This window comes from Bacteroidota bacterium, assembly GCA_018266755.1.
GTDB lineage: Bacteria > Bacteroidota > Ignavibacteria > Palsa-1295 > Palsa-1295 > JAFDZW01.
Genome location: JAFDZW010000005.1, coordinates 78594 through 96896, shown reverse-complemented (window position 1 = coordinate 96896; position 18303 = coordinate 78594). Strand labels below are relative to the sequence as shown.

The 18303-nt window shown below is 55.3% G+C and carries 14 protein-coding genes; 2 read left to right on the top strand and 12 right to left on the bottom strand.

The window, feature by feature from the left end:
* Positions 1–17: 17 nt before the first annotated feature.
* The 7 genes from JSS75_04995 to JSS75_04965 form a co-directional block, all read right to left on the bottom strand.
* Positions 18–920, bottom strand: coding sequence for a phosphatidate cytidylyltransferase (locus tag JSS75_04995; protein MBS1903041.1), 903 nt, complete (start codon positions 918–920; stop codon positions 18–20).
* The gene (locus tag JSS75_04990) at positions 907–1869 is read right to left on the bottom strand and encodes a CPBP family intramembrane metalloprotease (GenBank protein ID MBS1903040.1); all 963 of its coding nucleotides are present in this window, start codon (positions 1867–1869) and stop codon (positions 907–909) included. Before JSS75_04990 ends, JSS75_04995 begins: the two co-directional genes overlap by 14 nt.
* The gene (locus tag JSS75_04985; GenBank protein MBS1903039.1) at positions 1866–3185 is read right to left on the bottom strand and encodes a sigma-54-dependent Fis family transcriptional regulator; all 1320 of its coding nucleotides are present in this window, start codon (positions 3183–3185) and stop codon (positions 1866–1868) included. Before JSS75_04985 ends, JSS75_04990 begins: the two co-directional genes overlap by 4 nt.
* Positions 3182–5056 carry a HAMP domain-containing protein gene (locus tag JSS75_04980; protein ID MBS1903038.1) on the bottom strand — a complete coding sequence of 625 codons (1875 nt, stop codon included), beginning with the start codon at positions 5054–5056 and terminating at the stop codon, positions 3182–3184. Before JSS75_04980 ends, JSS75_04985 begins: the two co-directional genes overlap by 4 nt.
* Positions 5057–5131: 75 nt before the next feature.
* On the bottom strand, positions 5132–7399 hold the full coding sequence (gene purL / locus JSS75_04975; protein MBS1903037.1) for a phosphoribosylformylglycinamidine synthase subunit PurL: 2268 nt from the start codon (positions 7397–7399) through the stop codon (positions 5132–5134).
* Positions 7400–7487: 88 nt separating this feature from the next.
* Positions 7488–10106, bottom strand: a complete 2619-nt coding sequence (gene ccsA / locus JSS75_04970; protein MBS1903036.1) for a cytochrome c biogenesis protein CcsA — start codon at positions 10104–10106, stop codon at positions 7488–7490.
* Positions 10106–10480 (bottom strand): cytochrome c maturation protein CcmE, encoded by a 375-nt coding sequence (locus JSS75_04965; GenBank protein ID MBS1903035.1) that lies wholly within the window; start codon positions 10478–10480, stop codon positions 10106–10108. Before JSS75_04965 ends, ccsA (JSS75_04970) begins: the two co-directional genes overlap by 1 nt.
* Positions 10481–10846: 366 nt before the next feature.
* On the opposite strand from JSS75_04965, the gene JSS75_04960 reads away from it, so the two are divergent.
* Positions 10847–11359 carry a super-infection exclusion protein B gene (locus JSS75_04960; protein MBS1903034.1) on the top strand — a complete coding sequence of 171 codons (513 nt, stop codon included), beginning with the start codon at positions 10847–10849 and terminating at the stop codon, positions 11357–11359.
* Positions 11360–12061: 702 nt separating this feature from the next.
* On the opposite strand, the gene JSS75_04955 is transcribed toward JSS75_04960, so the two are convergent.
* Positions 12062–12262 carry a hypothetical protein gene (locus tag JSS75_04955; protein MBS1903033.1) on the bottom strand — a complete coding sequence of 67 codons (201 nt, stop codon included), beginning with the start codon at positions 12260–12262 and terminating at the stop codon, positions 12062–12064.
* Between the two features lie 122 nt (positions 12263–12384).
* On the opposite strand from JSS75_04955, the gene JSS75_04950 reads away from it, so the two are divergent.
* Complete coding sequence (locus JSS75_04950; GenBank protein ID MBS1903032.1) at positions 12385–13116, top strand: hypothetical protein; 732 nt, start codon at positions 12385–12387, stop codon at positions 13114–13116.
* Between the two features lie 491 nt (positions 13117–13607).
* Here the strand turns inward: JSS75_04950 and ccsA (JSS75_04945) are convergent, their stop codons facing one another.
* The 4 genes from ccsA (JSS75_04945) to JSS75_04930 are packed head-to-tail and all read right to left on the bottom strand — an operon-like array spanning position 13608 to position 18297.
* On the bottom strand, positions 13608–14576 hold the full coding sequence (gene ccsA / locus JSS75_04945; protein ID MBS1903031.1) for a cytochrome c biogenesis protein CcsA: 969 nt from the start codon (positions 14574–14576) through the stop codon (positions 13608–13610).
* A 9-nt stretch (positions 14577–14585) separates the two neighbouring features.
* Positions 14586–15242 carry a heme exporter protein CcmB gene (locus tag JSS75_04940; protein ID MBS1903030.1) on the bottom strand — a complete coding sequence of 219 codons (657 nt, stop codon included), beginning with the start codon at positions 15240–15242 and terminating at the stop codon, positions 14586–14588.
* A complete protein-coding gene (locus JSS75_04935) occupies positions 15239–16810 on the bottom strand; it encodes an NAD(P)H-hydrate dehydratase (protein MBS1903029.1) in 1572 nt (523 codons plus the stop codon). The genes JSS75_04940 and JSS75_04935 overlap by 4 nt, the downstream gene beginning before the upstream one ends.
* Before the next feature lie 14 nt (positions 16811–16824).
* Positions 16825–18297 carry an NADH-quinone oxidoreductase subunit N gene (locus JSS75_04930; protein ID MBS1903028.1) on the bottom strand — a complete coding sequence of 491 codons (1473 nt, stop codon included), beginning with the start codon at positions 18295–18297 and terminating at the stop codon, positions 16825–16827.
* Positions 18298–18303: the final 6 nt, after the last annotated feature.

Here is an 18303-nt window from a genome sequence, read left to right as displayed (position 1 = left end):
GATTTCTATCCGCAAAGCTACACTCCCAAGACTTGTAGGAAGTGCTCCAGGTTCAGGAGGATCAGGATCACCGGAAAAGTAAAGAGAATCGAATCAAGACGGTCTAAGAACCCGCCGTGACCCGGGATAAGATTCGATGAGTCCTTAACGCCGGCATCGCGCTTCAAGAGCGATTTACCAAGATCGCCAAGCTGCCCAATAGAACCCGCGATAACGCCGATGATGATAGCGTCTGTTAATCGCAACCAGTTCAAAGCCGGAATTAGATGCGGTAGTGCGATCCACACACCGACCGAAGCGAGAAACCCTGCGATGGCTCCTTCCCACGTCTTCTTCGGACTCACACGTTCGAAAAATTTGTGCTTGCCGAATGCACGGCCGGCAAAATATGCGGCACTGTCACAAACCCAGATCGAGACGAACACAGCAAGAATAAAATAGCCCGGCATGTGCTCTTCGTACCCTCCGCGAATATTCGCCCACCGGCTGAGTGCATCGTGAACCCCAAATACAGCGCCCATGCCGACACCGATGTATGCGGCGCCGAAGATCGTCACGGCAGACTGTACGATCGGGTTCGGAAGGTTCCGGAATATCTCGACGGCAAGAACGATAAACGATGACAGCAAAATGATCGCAACCAGTGCCCCCCAGACGAGATCGGCTGAGTCGGTCAGATAGAATTTCATCCGATACTGTCCGAAGACGGCAGTAATACACATTGTGATTGCAATGCCGAGATACGTCTGCGGTACAAAGCCTTTCGCACGGGCGAGCCCATAGTATTCCCATACCGTTATACCCGAAAGCATCACGGCCAGCGCATAAAACCCGACGGGTTTATAGAGCACGATAAAGAGCACGACCGGGATCGCAATGACGGCGACAAGTACGCGCTGCGCAAGATTACTGAGTGACATCGTGGTAGATGGGTGAAAACGTTTCGCGGTTCAGCGCATCGATCTCACGAGCGGCGTTACCTCTGGCCGTTAGTGGAGCGGTGATCCGTTGGAATACGAATAACATGGCAAATAGGAACGGCAATCCGAGTCCGATCAGTGCCGCCGAATCCGCGAGTGGAACATCCGGCGTCTTGGCCAGCGACTCCGATGTCAAAGCACTCCCCTGAAAATAGAACGTCGCCAACACGATCAGGCCGTTGTTCATCGCATGTGCGAGCATGCTCACCCGTAGATCGCTTGTTCGATACGCAAGCCAGCCAAGTGCCGCACCCATCGCGACGAGGCCCGGGAGATTGAGCGGGCTCATGTGCATTGCCCCGAAGAGCAGCGATGTGATCACCAGTGCAACGATCGGCCGAGGCCTCCCTTTCCCGCTTCGTTCGATGTGTGTTTGTATGAAACCTCGGAAGAATGCCTCTTCGGCGATCGCAGGGACGGCAGAAATACCGATCAAGAGAATTATCAGCTCGCCCGAGCTATGCGCCGTCGTCACATTCGACATGAGATCGTCGAGTTGCTTCTGCAAGCCGACAAGCGTATCGAAGAGCGACGGAAACAACTTGAGAAACGAATGCCAGAGTCCATCGAGACCGCCGCCGACGACCTCGGTGGCGATAATGACCGGTACGCCGATAAGCTGGGCCCCGAGAGGCGTCTCGTGCATTCCTTCGATACGGAATACCGCATGCGGATCCTTCCGGGTCGTGCGTGTAAGCAAGATCGGAATCGCAAGCATGACCAACAGCTCGGAGACGGCATTGACAATGACCATGACCGATGCATCTGCATTTTGCACATTCAAGCCATAGAGTGCCACAAGCACGACGCCGCCGAGCACATTGAACACGCCCACAGCCGCCGCAACAAGCAGAATAAGACGAGGAATGCCGAAATAGCCGTTTCTCATAGTCCGAACTTCTTGCGTTTGCGCCAGAGGGTTGCGCTGTCGATTTGCAGAATGCGGGCTGCCTCTTCGAGGCTCTGCGTCTTCGAGAGGACGAATGCGATATGATCGCGTTCTACCTCTTCAAGCGAACGAAGCGAGGGCTGCGCTACATCGATTGTTTTCTCCGATTGTCTCCCCGTGGCAATATGCGCGGGCAAGTGTTCCATCGTGATAGATCGTTCACCGGAAGCGAGGATCGCCGCGCGCATCATCGCGTTTTCGAGTTCACGGATGTTTCCCCGCCACTCGTATCGTAGAAGAGCCGTTTTTACTTCATCAGATAATGTGGGGACAATAGTACCTTTGCTTGCACGGTCAACGAAGAGTTCGGCGAGAGGTATGATATCGTCTTTTCGATGGCGCAACGGCGGGACGGTCAGCCGGAATGCGCTTAAGCGATAAAACAGATCTTCGCGAAATCTTCCGTCATCGATGGCTTCTTCAAGATTGCGATTCGTTGCAGCAACGATGCGTACGTCGCTGTTGCGTACCGTATTCTCGCCAACTCGGACAAACTCGTGATTCTGAAGGAATCGCAGCAGCTTCGCTTGCATCAGAATAGGCATTTCACCGATCTCATCTAAGAACAGAGTGCCGCCGTTTGCCGCTTCGACCAGACCGACACGATCCTTTATTGCGCTCGTAAACGCTCCTTTTGCGTGGCCGAATAATTCCGATTCGATCAATTCCTGCGAGAGCGCCGCACAGTTGAGCTTGATGATCGGTTTCGATGGGCGTGTGCTATGCTCGTGAATAAAATCAGCCAACAACTCCTTTCCTGTTCCGGTCTCCCCCTCGATGAGCACTGTCAGATCGGACGCTGCAATTTTTTCGGCTGTCTTGAGCAACGACAGCAGTTCGGCATTCTGCGTGACGATGCCGTTATGCTGCGGTGCGATATTCTTAAACTCTTGTAGCCGAACGACCCGATTCGTAATGAGGAGAAGATCGTTTTGGTCGAATGGTTTTTGCAGATAATCGTATGCGCCAAGCTTCAGCGCTTCGACTGCCGATTCGACCGTTGCATGTGCTGTAATGATGATCACCGGTATTTGCGGACAGATCGACTGCATCCTGCGCAGCACGGTCAGGCCGTCAACCGGATGCATCATCAGGTCGACGAAGGCAACCGCATAGTCCGTCTTCCCTGCCTGCAAATCGTTCAGCGCATCTTCGGCGGACGACGCCGTCGTTACGGCATATCCTTCGCTGCGCAGTCCGATGGACATCGTTTTGAGAATATTCGGCTCGTCGTCGATGATGAGTACGTTAGTCATGCTTGCTCGTTAAACGTCTTGGGGAATACGGCTACGAACGTCGAGCCGCTTCCAAGGGTGCTTGTCACGGTGATCGTCCCTGCGTTTGAATCTACTATATCCTTCACGATCGACAGTCCAAGGCCGACGGATCCGGGAGTAGCGACATCTTTGGGTTTCAGTTGCACGAATCGCTCAAAGATACGCTCTAGGTCGGCGGCCGCAATCCCCGAACCGGTATCGCTCACGGCAAGGCTCCAGCCACCTTCTGGCCTCGCAAGTACTTCTACGGTAATCGTGCCGCCTTCCGGCGTATGTGCCAGTGCATTGCCAACCAGATTCTGCACGAGCGACTCGAGCTGCGTGCGGCTGAATACCGCCGCAATGCCTTGTGACATGAGCTTTTTTATACTCACCGACTTAGCTGAGGCCTGCGGTTCGATCGAACGAAGGACGTCGGTTGCAACTTCGGCAACGTTGACAAGCTCGCGCTGTTCTTCGCTTCCCTGGCGCAGTCGGGTCATCGTCAGCAGGTCCTTAATCAACTTCGACAGACGCTCGGTGTCCATCTTCGAGGTCAACACAAGCTCTCGCTGGTCGTCGGTAAGCGCGCCGATCTTTGATTTTGCCAGAATATCAAGCGCCATCTTGATCGATGTCAGCGGTGTGCGGAATTCATGTGACACTTTGGCAAGGAAATCGTCTTTCAAGCGGTCGAGCTCCTCGAACTGTGTGACATCGCTAAAGTGAACGAGCGAACCGAGCTTCGTCGGACTGGCGGCAGCTTTGGATACGATGCGTGTCGACGATACGCGGTAGAACCGGGTTGTTGTTCCGACACGTGCCTCGATCAGCGGCGGTTTGCTTGCCGGCGCAGGCGTCTCGCTCACCGACGATCTGATAATTCGGACCGTTTCTTCGTCGGTGAATAATCGAATGAGCTCCTGCCCGATAATTGCATCTTCCGTCTTGGCAAGCAGACGCTCCGCGCTGCGGTTGGTGACCAATACTCGCCCGGTGCTATCGAGCAGAAACAGCGGTTCGTCGAGGGCGAGGATCACAGCCTCCGACTTACTCTTTTCGTCCATCAATCGCTCGACGTTCAGCTTGTCGTAGCGATCCAGTCGTTCGGCCATTCGGTTGAACTCGAAGCTAACTTCGCCAAGTTCGTCGGCACCGGTGACATCGAGATGGACGCCGAGATCGCCTGCCTGGATGCGTTTGAGCGAGTCGCTCAGCGTCCGCAAAGGCCGCGTCGTAGCCCGAACGATGGCAAACCCAACCACGATACCGAGGGCAATTGCGGCAAGGGTCACGATAATGACCGTCTGCGATGCATCCTGCGATTCCTGCTCGGTCAGTCGTCGGGTCGTTTCAAAGAGCCCTTGCATCATCGCCGAGACTTCCCGGCTTGTTATCGTGAGTTCGGTGTATGTCGGCAACAGCACGCCGCTATAAAATTTTCGGGCCTCGGTCGGGCTATCGAGTATTCGCTTGGTGAACTCCGGTAATTGCGCCTGATACTGATGCCACAGCACCTCCAACCTCGTAAAGGCCGGTGCAAGTGTCGGTGCTATGTCTGTAGGGATTGAGGCAATAATCTTTTCTGCGGACGAGAGTTCGGCGTTGATACGAGGAGGCTCGTCGGAAAATACGGTCGAAGAGAGCGGGACGTTTTCGCCAAACGAACGGACGGCGGCATCGTTGATACGCACGAGCGATTCGTAGATCGCAAGATTCGCACGGTCGGCGTTGGAAATACGCTCGTACGCTTGCGAGGAAACGCCGGTGAAGGTGCGGAAACTCATCACCATATACCCGCCAAGCGCCGCCATCAGCACTGCGAGCACCGCATACCCCGCCAGTATCTTCGAACGAAGCGTTAGGAGCATTGACGTCTGTATAACACAACGGCGGGGACAGAATGCCTCCCGCCGTTCATCACGACACAAATTCGTCGTTTGTCGTTATAACTCGACCACCGATTCCACCGCGTCGGGAATGGCAGTCTCATAACTGGTGCGAAGTGCATCGACGCGCTCATTGATAAGATCGCCGATTACAAGATCCGTGCCACCGACGCTTCCGATGACCTCCGCTTGCACGCCGTTCTGCTCGGCAAGACGGAAGATCTCGACGACACAGTCGGCCGGAGCGCTCACGACCACGCGGCCCTGATGCTCGGCAAACAGATACGAATCGCGGCGGATTACCCCCGAGGGCGCGGTAATCATTGCTCCAGTCGAACCATCGATGCATGATTCCGCGAGCGTGACCGCCAAGCCGCCCTCGCTAATATCGTGTGCGCTATGGAGAAGTTTGCGAGACGCAGCACGAACGAGCACTTCGATCAGCCGTGCTTCCCCTGCCGGATCGACGAACGGCGCCTCGCCCAATGCTTGCCCATCCTTGCAAAGTGCAAGATACTCGCTGCCTCCGAGGCCATCGGCCGGCGTCGGCGAGTCATACCCTTTGAGCAGGATAATCGCGTCGCCGCTCGTCGTAAAGCCTGCCCCGATTGCGTTCGAGACGTCATCAATTACGCCGAGCATACCGATTGTCGGTGTCGGGTAGATTGCTCCGTCCGGGCTTTCATTATAGAAACTCACATTCCCGCCTGTCACCGGGGTCTCGAGTGTGCGGCAGGCATCGCCAAGCCCACGGATGGCTTCAGTAAACTGGTAGTACACTTCGGGATCGTACGGATTGCCGAAGTTCAGACAATTTGTAATCGCAATCGGTTGTGCGCCAACGCAGGCCACGTTCCGGGCCGACTCGCACACCGCTGCCATTGCTCCGCGATACGGGTTGAGATAGACATACTTACTGTTGCAGTCTGTCTTGACTGCAAGCCCCTTCTTTGCATCCTTGATACGAATAATGGCTGCATCCGCACCCGGCAGATCGAGCGTGTTGGTGCGAACCATCGAATCGTACTGTTCGAAGACCCAGCGCTTGCTCGAAATGTTCGGCGACGACAACAGCCGATGTAGCGTAGCTCCCGGATCGGTCACATCCGCAAGCGAGAGCGGATCGAAGCTCGAAGTCGCCTTGAGATATTCCGGTTTTTTCGTGTCCCGGATGTACACTGGCGTCATATCTCCACCAAGGGCAAGAGCTTTTGCCGGGATATCCGAAACCTGCTCCCCTCGGTACCTGATAACGACCCGGCCGGTATCGGTCACTGTTCCGATGACGGCTGCCTGCAAATCCCATTTGTCGAAAATGGCCTTGATCTTCTCCACGTTCTCGGGCTTCACGACGACGAGCATGCGCTCTTGCGACTCGCTAAGCATGATCTCGTAGGACGACATAGTGGACTCTCGGAGCGGGACATGATCGAGCGTTATGTGCATACCAGTCCCAGCCTTAAAGCTCATCTCTGACGTTGAACAAGAGATTCCGGCGGCACCCATATCCTGCATGCCAACAACGAGGTTGGCAGCAATTGCCTCAAGTGTCGCTTCAAGGAGAAGTTTTTCCGTGAAGGGGTCGCCGACCTGCACGGTCGGGCGCATATCTTCGGCATCTTCGCTAAAGACAGCGCTTGCAAGAAGACTTGCGCCATGGATACCATCGCGGCCGGTGCTCGAACCCACGATCATGACCGTATTCCCGACGCCCTCTGCTGTCGCGCTGACGGTCTTCCCTGCTTCGACGATCCCGACGGCCATCGCATTGACAAGCGGGTTGCCTTGATAGCGAGGATCGAAGTACACTTCGCCTGCGACAGTCGGCACACCGAATGAATTGCCATAATCGGCAATCCCATGGACCACTCCGCGTAAGAGGTATTTCGTTCGTGGATGGTCGATGGAGCCGAAACGTAGCGAGTTCAGTGCAGCGATCGGTCTTGCACCCATCGTAAAGATATCGCGTAAGATCCCACCGACACCGGTCGCCGCCCCTTGATACGGCTCGACGGCCGAAGGGTGATTATGTGACTCGATCTTGAACGCGACGGCCAAGCCGTTGCCGACATCGACCAGACCCGCATTTTCCTCGCCTGCTTCGACCAGGAGCCGCTTCCCTTTGCGCGGGAGCGTCTTGAGCTGAGTGATGCTATTCTTGTACGAGCAATGCTCACTCCACATCACAGAGAAGATACCAAGCTCGGTATAGGTCGGGATGCGCCCATCGAGGATAGTAACGATTCGTTCAAATTCCTCTTCTAAAAGGCCAAGGCCAAGCGCTGTCTTTTTCGCTTCGGCCAGAGTAGTTATTGTGTTGGTCATAGAATTCAGAAACGGGCCTGCTTGTGATCGAGCAGGCCCGGAAACAATCATGCATTACGGACTATCGCCCGAAGCCTCGGCAAGCACTTCAGGAGAGCTTCTTCGGCGCTTCGACCGGCGAGATTCGCGCTCCCTCGGAAGCGATCGGATCCTTTAGGCCTTCGGATTGCGGTTTGCTCTTTTCGTATGCGCGTTCAGCACGGTCGATGGCAACGAGCGCCTCGCGGCGGCGGCGCAATACGCTGTAGTAGAAACCCAGCACGACGATCAGGATGCCGCCCCATACCGCATTAATAAACGGCTTCACGAACGCTTCAACCGTAATTGTCGGTACCGGCTTCGGTGGCGGATTGTTCTTGTCGAACCATGCGAAGATGATCTTCGACTTCGAGCGATCCGAAAGATCGGGTCGCAACTCCGCGAGTTGGAGATGGTATGCCGTATTCGGAACAACGACATCTTCCTGATGCGCTTCGCCGGTCGAGAGATTGCGCGTCACGCTGATTTCAAGCGGCACCGGGTTGGCACTTGTCGTGTCCTTCCCCTCGAAGACCTCGACACGGGCCTTCACACGGAAATCCTGTTGCTGGCGCATCTTCGCCATCTCTTCGGGCGGGAAGTCGAAGTCAACAAACTTTACCGTCTTCTTGCCGCCGAGAATGGTCACAGCCTGCCCGCGAACGAGCGAATCGTGCGGGATGCCGCCTTCTTGATCGGTCGCAACGACGGTGAAATATAGATCCTTCGAGCCGTATTTCAGAATACCTGGGTTCGCGATCGGGTCGGTGTGGTTATTGAACGCCGTCCAGAACCACAGCGGTTTTGCGAGCGCAACGTTGCCGGCCTGGTCATGCACGCCGACGTGGAAGTAGTAATTTTCCGGTGGAGTAATCTCCGTCGAATCGAAGCTTAGAGTATATTTACCACCGAATGCTTTGACCGGCTTGCCCTGCACAAGCTTCACGAACTCTTTCTTCTCGTAGCGCGTCGTTGCGATCACTCCGAGCAGGAAGAGGCCTAAGCCGATATGCGCAACATAGGCGCCGATGAAGCGCTTGTCCAATCGGAACGACGGAGCGCCTAAGATCATAAACGCTGCCGTCACGATCAGGAAGAACCCAAGCCAGTAGAAACCGCCGGCGTCATCGACAATGATCTGTCCGAACTTGTAATAATCCCCTTTCGAAAAGATCAGGAGCGCGACAAGGCCGATCGAGAACGACCATTTGAACGCCGACCAGATCTTCTGCTTCATCGAGCCGGCAGATGCATCCATCTTAACCCCGACTTTTCCGCGGAAGAGATTCAGCGCAACCTCGATATTGATAAACAGCGAGAACAGCGCGCTAAACCCAATCGCCAGGAATTTGATATCGTCGAGCCCGGCGAAGTACAGACCGATCGCCCCAAGCAGCGCCAGGCCGAATCCCCACGCTCCTTTGCGAAGCATTTCCTGCCACCCCGACTGCCTCCACTTCAGCACGAGCGAGAGCCCGTTGACAAGCATCATCAAGATTGCGATCGGCACGTGCAGATCGCCATAAAAGCTAATATCGACCTTCTTTTTGATGAGCGGAGCACTGGTGCCGATAAAAACGACGAGCGTCGACGCACCAAGCAGTGCGGAACCGATCGAGAGCGCCGTCTCGCGCGAGAGCACTTTGTAATCCTTGCCACGCACGTTCATTGCGCGCCAACGCCAGAGGAAGAGCGCGAAGGAGCCGCCGACGAAGAAGATCATACCATAGAGCAGCAGCGCGAATGCGACGTACCCCGGATCGGCAAAACTATGGACCGATGCATCACCGAGTACGCCTGATCGCGTCAGGAAGGAGGCATAGAGCACCAGTGCATACGCCAGCAGCGTCATGCCGATGTTCGTCTTCACGAGGCCACCGGTGCGCTTCTGCGTCAGCATCGTATGCGTGCCCGCAACGGTAATGAGCCATGGCAGCAAACTTGCATTTTCGACCGGATCCCAGCCCCAATAACCACCCCATCCGAGCGTTTCGTATGCCCAGAAGCCGCCGAGCATAATACCGAAACCGAGAATCATACCGGCACCGAGCGTCCACGGAAGCGAAGTCGTTACCCAGCCCTGAAAGTCTTTTCGGATCAGGCCAGTCACGGCAAATGCGAACGGTACCGCCAGCAGCGTGAAGCCCGTAAAGAGCATCGGTGGGTGAATGACGATCCACAGGTTCTCAAGCGACGGGTTCAGTCCTCGTCCGTCAGGAGGAATAAAGCCAGCCATGACATCGCCCGGATGCGCGGCATAGATCGTCGTGAACGGGCTCTTTGCAACGAGCATGAGCGCCAGAAAACCAAACACACCGAGATACACGGCCATCACCGGCGCTTCGACGCGCTGTCGCTGGGCGTATGGTATCAGGAAGATCGCCACAATTGCCGTCAGCAAGGCCCAGAGCATGAAGCTCCCCTCCTGCGAGGCGTAGAAACATGCAAAGAGCAGCGGCTTCGACAACGAGCGCGATACGTGCTCGTAGATATAGTTGATGTCGAAGCGGTAATTGAAGATCAGATACAGCAGCGTCCCGGCTGCGACAAATTGTGCCCAAATTGCAACATGGGTGGTGATGCGGGCGGCGGTCAGGAGTTCGGTGCGACCGCGAGCAACGAGGACGTAGAGGATACAAGCGACAAGCGATGCCGCCAGTACCACGCCCATGGCGACAGAGCCTACCATTATTCTTTGTTACTCCCCTCGTATCGTGACGGACACTTGGTCTGGATATCGGAGGCCATGAACATGCCATTCTCGACCTTCCCGACGCAGACGACCGACGGTGCGGTCTCGAAATTGTTCGGCTTCATCCCCTCGAACTTCACCGGGAGCACATTGCCTTTGTGGTCCTTCATGGTGAACGAGAAGATGTTGCTCTTGGCGTCGTAGTTGTAGTTGTTCTCCTTCACCCACGAGCCCGAGACCTGCACGCGCTTGCCCGTATTCTGGGCAGACGCGAAATCGGAATAGTCGATCTTGTTATCGACCAGCGCGAACGCTGCTACACCGATAAACAGCAGTGCGACAACGAGTGCGATAATGTGTTTTTTCTTCATACGAAGGATGGTTGCTACATTACAAACATCCGTTGGTGTGAGGAGGTTCGTTAACACGGCGCACTTCCCCTCCACCAAAGTGGAGGGGAAGCGAGGCGCTCTCGCCGAGCAGGGGTGGTGCCTCCACCTCCCGATTACGGGAGGGGGCCGGGGCGAGGCGCAGTATATTTGTACCAATGAACAAGCTGTTCTTCGGAGACAACCTCGACATTCTTAGGGAGCATATCGCATGAAAATCGAAGGACAGCTCAACAAAACCAAACGCCCCGAATACCCTGAACTCACCGTGGGCTCGCTAACCTTCAAGCGCGCGCAGAAGGAGAAGAAGGAGAGCGGACAGGAGGGGATGTTTTAGGAGATATGCAAATGTCAGTAGTTAAGGATATCCGAGAGTTCGCAGAGAGTAACGTCAGATTCAGGGTGCTCATCATTGCATGGATAGGCATCGTCTTGTTAGTAGTACTTGCGGAACTCAACATTTTACAACTCAGGTCTTCGTTTCAGAGTTATGTCGTCTATTTTGCACTCGCATTTTGTCTTCTCACAGCTTGGTTGCTAGTCGAAGCTATCCTGTGGTTTTTCGGCGCTGGCAGCGCGAGAGCAAGGGCCACAAACGCCAGACGTGCCAATCAAAGGAAGCTAATGAATCTCCCACCGCGTGCAAAACAGATTCTACGGTACTGGACTATCCCACAGAATCGCTATAAGGCTCAGGAGCTTGACTTTACAGATGACGATGTTTCGGCTCTTGAGCGGGCGGATATCATCGCTGGCGCAGAGCCTGTACTCTACTATTCTGGCATGTCTACGATTACAAGCTATCACGTACAAGAATGGGCGGCAGACATACTCGAATCTGAACCCAAGATCGTCTCCTAGCTCTCCCTCAATCCCTCTTTTCGGCATACGTAATATTTCCTGGCGCTGATGCAGTGATTAAAATTCTCATATGTAATGTCTGGGTTGCTCTTGACAACCTTGTTCACCGTGTTCTGTTTTCAGTGCACGATCCGGTTATTGCTGTCTGTCAGGGCTAACCTCGATTCAACGATTGACTCATTATGGCACGCGATGCCTGATTCAGCACTTGTACGCCGGCTAAGACGGAAATTGTTCTCTCTTGTACCAAACAATGAGGTTACAACCGATGTGCTAGTGGCGTCAAGAATGATAGCACTAAAATCTCAGATCTGGCCGTTTTAAGTTGATGGACATTACATCACTCCTTGTACCCGCTGTTGTGGGCCTCGGCTCATCGACCCTTACAATTTTGGTTGCGCCAGCCTGGGCATGGCGAATCGAAAAGCAGAAACTTCAGTTCGCATATAGGAAGCAGTTAATTGAGTATTGGAGGAAGGAAATTCCGCTGATTCAGGATAATCTATTCGATACGGCCGTGTACGCCTCCATCCGTCCGTACCTTCAGAGAGAGGCAACGGCTGACTTGGAAGGGATGACCATTAACTTGGTAGTAGGATCAAGGCGTCAGCCTAGCCCCCAAGTGGTCCTTCTTGACGCGGTCTCGCGTATAGAGTCAGAGTGGGGGATGCTGTGAAGTTCGCTACAATCATTGTCCCCATGCTATGTAGTCTGATTCCCTCCGGCTTCCTCACGCTGCTTCTTCCGTTCCTCCCAATTCGCTTTGTACTCTTCGGCGACGGTGGCATCGCACGTGAAGAGCAGATACTCTTCGTTGGGCTTGGCGTGACTCACCTCCCCCAACCCCTCCGTAACGGAGGGGCTTTTCAATTCATAGGTGCCCGCAATATTAAATCTCAACATTTCTTCGATGGGCACCTTGACAACATCCTCCTCGGTGCCCTATCTTAGCCGGTGAACAAGTAGGCACCATGCGTTGGTCGCGGTGGTGTTTTTTTCATCAACACAATCGAGGAGGATACAATATGTCGGCAACTCAGGTCGGCGCGGAGAACGAGCGCAATGATTTCGAGAAATTCTATGACAAGCATTCGGCAGCCATCGCACGAAAGCACCGTGTGGCGCTTGCCGAAATAACGATCTGTTGCGGCGAGAACGTACTGCTCAATACGCGCGCGGCATGCGAGAAGGGACTGGAGCTCGTCGCCAGCGGATACTTCAAGCGTGCGATGGTGCTCAACTGCGCCTCGACGCATCGTTGGGGAATGTCTGTCGCACGTGCACTGGCCGCAGAGCCCCGGTTAAATGATGCGCCATGGAAGCAGCTCGACATCTTGACGCTTGGGCAGGGTCGGCTCTCGCAAGAACTTAGTTTTATACGCGACCGTGTCGAGCGCAAAGGCGTGGATGTGATTCTGATAAACTCATGGGAGTTTGCCAGCGCCAACGCCCGCTACCGCGAAGAGGCGATCTTTGCGTTGCGTGAATTGATGGCCGAATTGAACGTGACGATCGTCGTGTATTCTCAAGCAAATCCTAAAGAGTATAAGCCCGGCTGCATCATGCGGGGCACGCTCGGCCGCCTCTCGGCATTGGCCGCCATTATTGGTCCGGTAGAAACCCGCGAGGAAGAACCTCAGACCGCGGCAACGGAGCATTCCGATCACTTCATCAGCGAAGAGGGACATCTCAACGGACAACCGCCGGTACTCGAACCGATCGTTGAGGAGGTGCGCGAACTCGAACTCGTCGAATGAGCGAGGCCTGTGTTTGTGTATAGTTAGTTCGTTGACAAGTAACGGGGTTAGATGAGGCTCGATAGGTGCCCGAAATACATGGCACACGGATGACACGGATTGGGCGGATGTTCGCTGATTCAGTACAGTGTCATTGTGAGCCAAGCGAAGCAAACTAACCTATTCTCGGAGTGATATCGGAAGGGTTGACGCACTTCGTTCGAATGACAGGATGGGCGAAGCGGCATTGAGTCCGAGAGGACGGCCACAGATGTCAGCCCACGAATTCATTCGTGGGCGGAGTTTGGGGTGGCAACTGATGCTGAGAGGTGTCCGAAAGAGGGACGGACTACGAGTCCGTCCTACGTGCGGATGAGAAACGTGTCAGCTTCCCTTCTCCAGCTTCGAGACTCTCGACGAGACGCGGTTCAAGAAAACGAACATGCCAAGCCAAATCACTGTCGAGATGATGGCAACAACGTAGAGCGAGTGTTCTTGCAAGTAGTCCATGGCTATTCGTATTGTTGTGCGCGGCGTGCTTCGAGCGTTTCCGTGCGGATGTAGAGGTCGCGCATCCAAAGAAACAGGATAGCAAAGCAGGTGACGTTCACCCACAGGAAGATCGAAAACCAGGGGTCGATATGCGTCTTGCCCGAGAGGTTTACGACCGGAGCCTCGGAGCCCGAGCCCGGATGCAAGCTGCGCGTGATGCGCGGCAGGATGAACATCAGGAACGGCACGGTCACGAACGCGATGCAATTATACACCGCCGCAATGCGGGCCTTCTTCTCTTCGGAATCTTCCAAGAGCGAGCGAAGGAGGAAATATGCGATGTAGATCAGCAGCAGAACAAGGATCGACGTTTCGCGCGGTTCGTCCCAATTCCAAAACTTCCCCCACGAGAATCGAGCCCAGATGCTGCCGGTAACAGTCGCGAGCGTCGTGTAAAGCAATCCGCCGGCGCTTGATGCACGAGCGCGGAGATCGTACTTGAGGTCGTTCTTACGCAAGAGCTGAATGCTGTTGATCGTCCCGAGCAGGAATGCGATAAACGCGACGAACGACATCGGGACGTGGAACAGGATATTACGGCCCAGCTCGCCGAGCCCTTGGATCAGCGGAAAGACGATCGACGGATTGATACGTTCGAGCGAGACGAGTTCGTAGCTGCTGTCGCCGGCTGTGTAGGCACAGTCACCAACGACCATCATGCCGGGCTTCAGGCCATACGAGTTCTTTGCGACGAGCTTTCGCTCGACTTCAAAGCGGTCGGTAGCGAGAAACGTAGTGCGGTTGGCGTCAGAGCTGACAACGGATTTGATTGTCGCCTGGACCGGCGTTTTGCTCGAGACGTTCATCATCATGAGCGTCGCGGCGTCGCGAAAAATACCGGCAACCGGCGTGGCGAACGACAGATAGATGCTCACCGCGAAGATCGCGGCATAGAGCCAGAGAAAGACGGGGTTACGAAGCAGCTTCATGCGGTTTGGTCAGTCTTGCCAAATATAGCTGAAGAGCACATAGCTCACAAGAATGAGCGCTACATCGAACGAAAAAAGTATGAGAATATCTCCCCGGACGCCTTCCCAGGCGTTGGGGATCTCCATCGTGATGCGCGTCGCATCGGTGACGGCGATCACGAGCGGAAACAGTAGCGGCAAGGCGAGTACCGGCAGCAACGCCCCCTTCTGCGCCGCACGTGCGACGAGGGCTGATAGGATCGTAACGATCGCTGCGGTGCCGGTCAGGCCAAGAAGGAGTTGCAGGAAGAAGAAACCTGCATCCTTCAGCACAAACTCTTTGAAGAAAAATGCAAAAATGAGCACTGCCGTAAAGCCCAATGCAAGGCTAAGAAGGAGGTTGTAGATGAACTTGCCCCAATAGACCGAGTCGGCTCGACCATAGAGTCGCAGGAGCAGGCCTGTCCCCCGTTCTTCTTCACTGATGAACGAGCGCGAAAGACCGGTGATCGTCCCGAAGAACAGCGTGATCCAAAAGAACGCGCTCATGAACGACGGGGATATCTTATCGACTGCGGCGAAGGCGATGGTTACGACCGTTACGACAAGGAACATCACCACCGCACTCGTGCCGTAACGGCTGCGAAGCTCGATGCGAAGTTCTTTGCGAAGGACGGGTGAGATCATTGCAGGCCGAGTTGCTTGAACGTCTCGGGAAAGACGGCGATGAGATCGGTCGCGACAAGCGAGTTCTGCGTCTTCTCCTTTGCGGCCACATCGCCTGCAAGGCCATGAGCATAGACGGCGAAGATCGTCGGGTTCAGAACAGACTGCGGTTCGCGGGCCACGAAGCCGGCGATCATTCCGGCGAGGACGTCGCCTGTTCCGGCTGTCGCCATACCTGCGTTGCCTGTCGGAGAGATAAAGGCCTTGCTGTCCGGCGATGCAATGACGGTCGGGGCTCCTTTCAGCACTACGACAACTTTGAAGGCCTTGGCAAATGCAATGGCATATTCGATGCGATGGGCCTCGAGCTCATCACGATCTATCCCGAGCATGCGGGACATTTCTCCGGCGTGCGGTGTGAGCACGGTCGGTGCCTTGCGTTTCTTGAGGATGGTCACGTCATCGGCGATCGCTGCGAGAGCTCCGGCATCTGCAATGATCGGAAGTTCCGCGTCACCAAGCACCATCTTGCAGTACGCCTTGGCGCTGTCGCTGTCGCGGAGTCCGGGACCGAGAAGGATGACATCGGCGCGTTCAAGCGATCTGCCGAGCGAAGCAAGTGACTTCCCTATCGGCTCGCCGTCCGAATCTTCGAGGGCGATGGTCATGATCTCCGGCATCGCCGCAGCGACGATGGGTCGCTGCGATTCGGGTGTCGCAACGGTGACGAGTCCGCAGCCACTCTTCAGGGCAGCCTCTGCGCTCATGATCGCCGCTCCGGTCATTCCAATGGAGCCGGCGATCGAAAGCACAACGCCTTCGTCGTACTTGGAAGCCGTCTTGAACCGGGATGGTGCGAGTGGCCGGATGTCGGAGATGTCCAACATATTCACAGCTGACTCGGAGTCGATCGCGACGCCGAGGCCGATGACGCTCACATCGCCAGTAACGTCGGGTGCAAATCCTTGGAAGAAGCCCTGTTTGAAGGCGCCCATGGTAGCGGTACGGTCGGCAAGAACGACGATCGGCTTCTGGCCGCGAACGGTCGGGACGTCACCGGTATCGGCATCGAGTCCAGTCGGAATGTCAACAGCCAGAATATTTGCGCCGATTGCCTGGGCCAACTGGTTCATCGTAACGACGGCGTCAGCGTATTTGTCACGCAGCTTCCCGCTTGCACCGGTTCCGAGCATGGCGTCAACGATGACGCACAGATCGAGATGCGATAAGAAATGCGAATCGCTGAACGGATACTTATGGAAGCTTTCGGGGCCGAGTATCTTGCGAAGGATACCGTATTGTTGCGCCGCGTCCTTCGAGAGTTGTGCCGGCGTTGCCAGCATTACGATGTCGACGTCGCTGCCTCGTTCGGTCAGCAACCGAGCCAGGGCAAAGCCGTCGCCGCCGTTGTTTCCGCCACCACAGAAGATGAGTACCGATTTTGCCGGTGCTGCAACGAGCCAATCGTTGATCGAATCAAGTGCACCGCGTGCGGCATTCTCCATCAAGACGGCAGGCAGCATGCCGATCTTCTTGATCAGAAACTCGTCATACGCTTTGGACTCTGCTTTGGTGAGTACCGCGCGCATTATATTCAAAAAGATTATTGGAAGAAATAGCCGATCCCTTGCAAAAGCAAGGATGGCTGCAAGCCGAAGACGAGCAGTGCAACCACCGCCAGTCCGACGGCGATCATCGGAAATGAGAAGCCTTCCTTCGCGGGCTCTGTAACATGCTTCGGCTCTGTGAAGTACATCTGAACGATCACACGCAGATAGAAGAAGGAGGCGATGATGCTCGAAATAACGCCGACGATCACGACCCACGTCATGCCCGCATCAAGGGCGGCCATGAAGAGGTAGTACTTACCAAAGAATCCGGCGAACGGAGGTATTCCGGCAAGCGAGAACATCAGGATGGACATCAGCAATGCAAGGTAGGGCCTGCGCTTCGAGAGGCCGGCGTAGTCAGCTAATTCGAGGCCGACACCGTCTTCACGCTCGAGGTACGAAACGACGCCGAACGCACCGATCTGCATCAGCGTGTAAACGGCCGAGTAAACAGCGATGCCCTTCTGGCCATTCGCATTAAGCGCCGTCACACCGAGCAGCAGATATCCGGCATGAGCTACGCTCGAGTAGGCCAGCATACGCTTGATCTTCGTCTGGGCGATCGCCACGATGTTGCCGTAGAGCATAGACAACGCTGCGAGAATCGCGAGGATCATCTGGACCTTCTCCATCCCGCCATGCGGGTGGCCGTTCGGAATGAGCGCGTAGCCAAAGATCAGGGCAAAGGACGCGAATGCAGCAGTCTTCCCCGCGGTGGACATGAAGCCCGAGACGATCGACGGCGATCCTTCATACACATCTGGTGCCCATTGATGGAATGGGAATGCTGCGACCTTAAACGCAAGGCCGACGATCAGCAGCACTGAGCCGAGAAGGAGCAGTGTCGAATCGGGCGAAGCGATTCGTGGCTGGGCACCGGTCGCCGCCATCGTGCCTCGGATATCGACAAGGCTCATCGTTCCGGTACAACCATAGATCAGAGCGATGCCGTACAAGAAGAAACCAGTCGCGAACGCGCCAAGCAGGAAGTACTTCAGCGATGCTTCGTTGGACCGGGCTTCAGTTCGGTAGAGCCCAGCCAGGACATAGAAGGAAACGGACATTGTCTCAAGTCCGAGGAACGTCACGATCAGGTTCGCCCCGGAAGCGAGCATGACCATTCCCACCGCGGAGAAGATCAGGAGTGCACTAAACTCGCCGGTGATGACTTCCTTGCCCTGCAGGTATCGCTCGGCAAGCATCGAAGTCAAAATGACGGCTGCCGAGAAGATGATAGTAAAGAAATTGGTGAAGCTATTGGAGAAGAAAAGACCGCCGAACGCTACACTCGAGGAATTCATCAGATTCGCCGCCGCAGCCGCGATCGCCCCGACACCACCGAGCATCGTCAGTGTAAGCGGTGCCCGCGAGGGTTTCTTGCTGAAAGCATCCCACAATAGCACGAGGAACCCTGTCCCGGTCAGGACGAGCAGCGGCAGCACACTGATGAAGTCGTTGTAGCTCACAGTCGT

Excerpts from the sequence above, each read along its gene's own strand:
- JSS75_04940 (MBS1903030.1), bottom strand. The coding sequence starts at position 15,242 with ATGATCTCACCCGTCCTTCGCAAAGAACTTCGCATCGAGCTTCGCAGC.
- JSS75_04960 (MBS1903034.1), top strand. The coding sequence starts at position 10,847 with ATGTCAGTAGTTAAGGATATCCGAGAGTTCGCAGAGAGTAACGTCAGA.
- ccsA (MBS1903036.1), bottom strand. The coding sequence starts at position 10,106 with ATGGTAGGCTCTGTCGCCATGGGCGTGGTACTGGCGGCATCGCTTGTC.
- JSS75_04955 (MBS1903033.1), bottom strand. The coding sequence starts at position 12,262 with ATGTTGAGATTTAATATTGCGGGCACCTATGAATTGAAAAGCCCCTCC.
- ccsA (MBS1903031.1), bottom strand. The coding sequence starts at position 14,576 with ATGAAGCTGCTTCGTAACCCCGTCTTTCTCTGGCTCTATGCCGCGATC.
- purL (MBS1903037.1), bottom strand. The coding sequence starts at position 7,399 with ATGACCAACACAATAACTACTCTGGCCGAAGCGAAAAAGACAGCGCTT.
- JSS75_04980 (MBS1903038.1), bottom strand. The coding sequence starts at position 5,056 with ATGCTCCTAACGCTTCGTTCGAAGATACTGGCGGGGTATGCGGTGCTC.
- JSS75_04950 (MBS1903032.1), top strand. The coding sequence starts at position 12,385 with ATGTCGGCAACTCAGGTCGGCGCGGAGAACGAGCGCAATGATTTCGAG.
- JSS75_04965 (MBS1903035.1), bottom strand. The coding sequence starts at position 10,480 with ATGAAGAAAAAACACATTATCGCACTCGTTGTCGCACTGCTGTTTATC.
- JSS75_04935 (MBS1903029.1), bottom strand. The coding sequence starts at position 16,810 with ATGCGCGCGGTACTCACCAAAGCAGAGTCCAAAGCGTATGACGAGTTT.
- JSS75_04990 (MBS1903040.1), bottom strand. The coding sequence starts at position 1,869 with ATGAGAAACGGCTATTTCGGCATTCCTCGTCTTATTCTGCTTGTTGCG.
- JSS75_04995 (MBS1903041.1), bottom strand. The coding sequence starts at position 920 with ATGTCACTCAGTAATCTTGCGCAGCGCGTACTTGTCGCCGTCATTGCG.
- JSS75_04985 (MBS1903039.1), bottom strand. The coding sequence starts at position 3,185 with ATGACTAACGTACTCATCATCGACGACGAGCCGAATATTCTCAAAACG.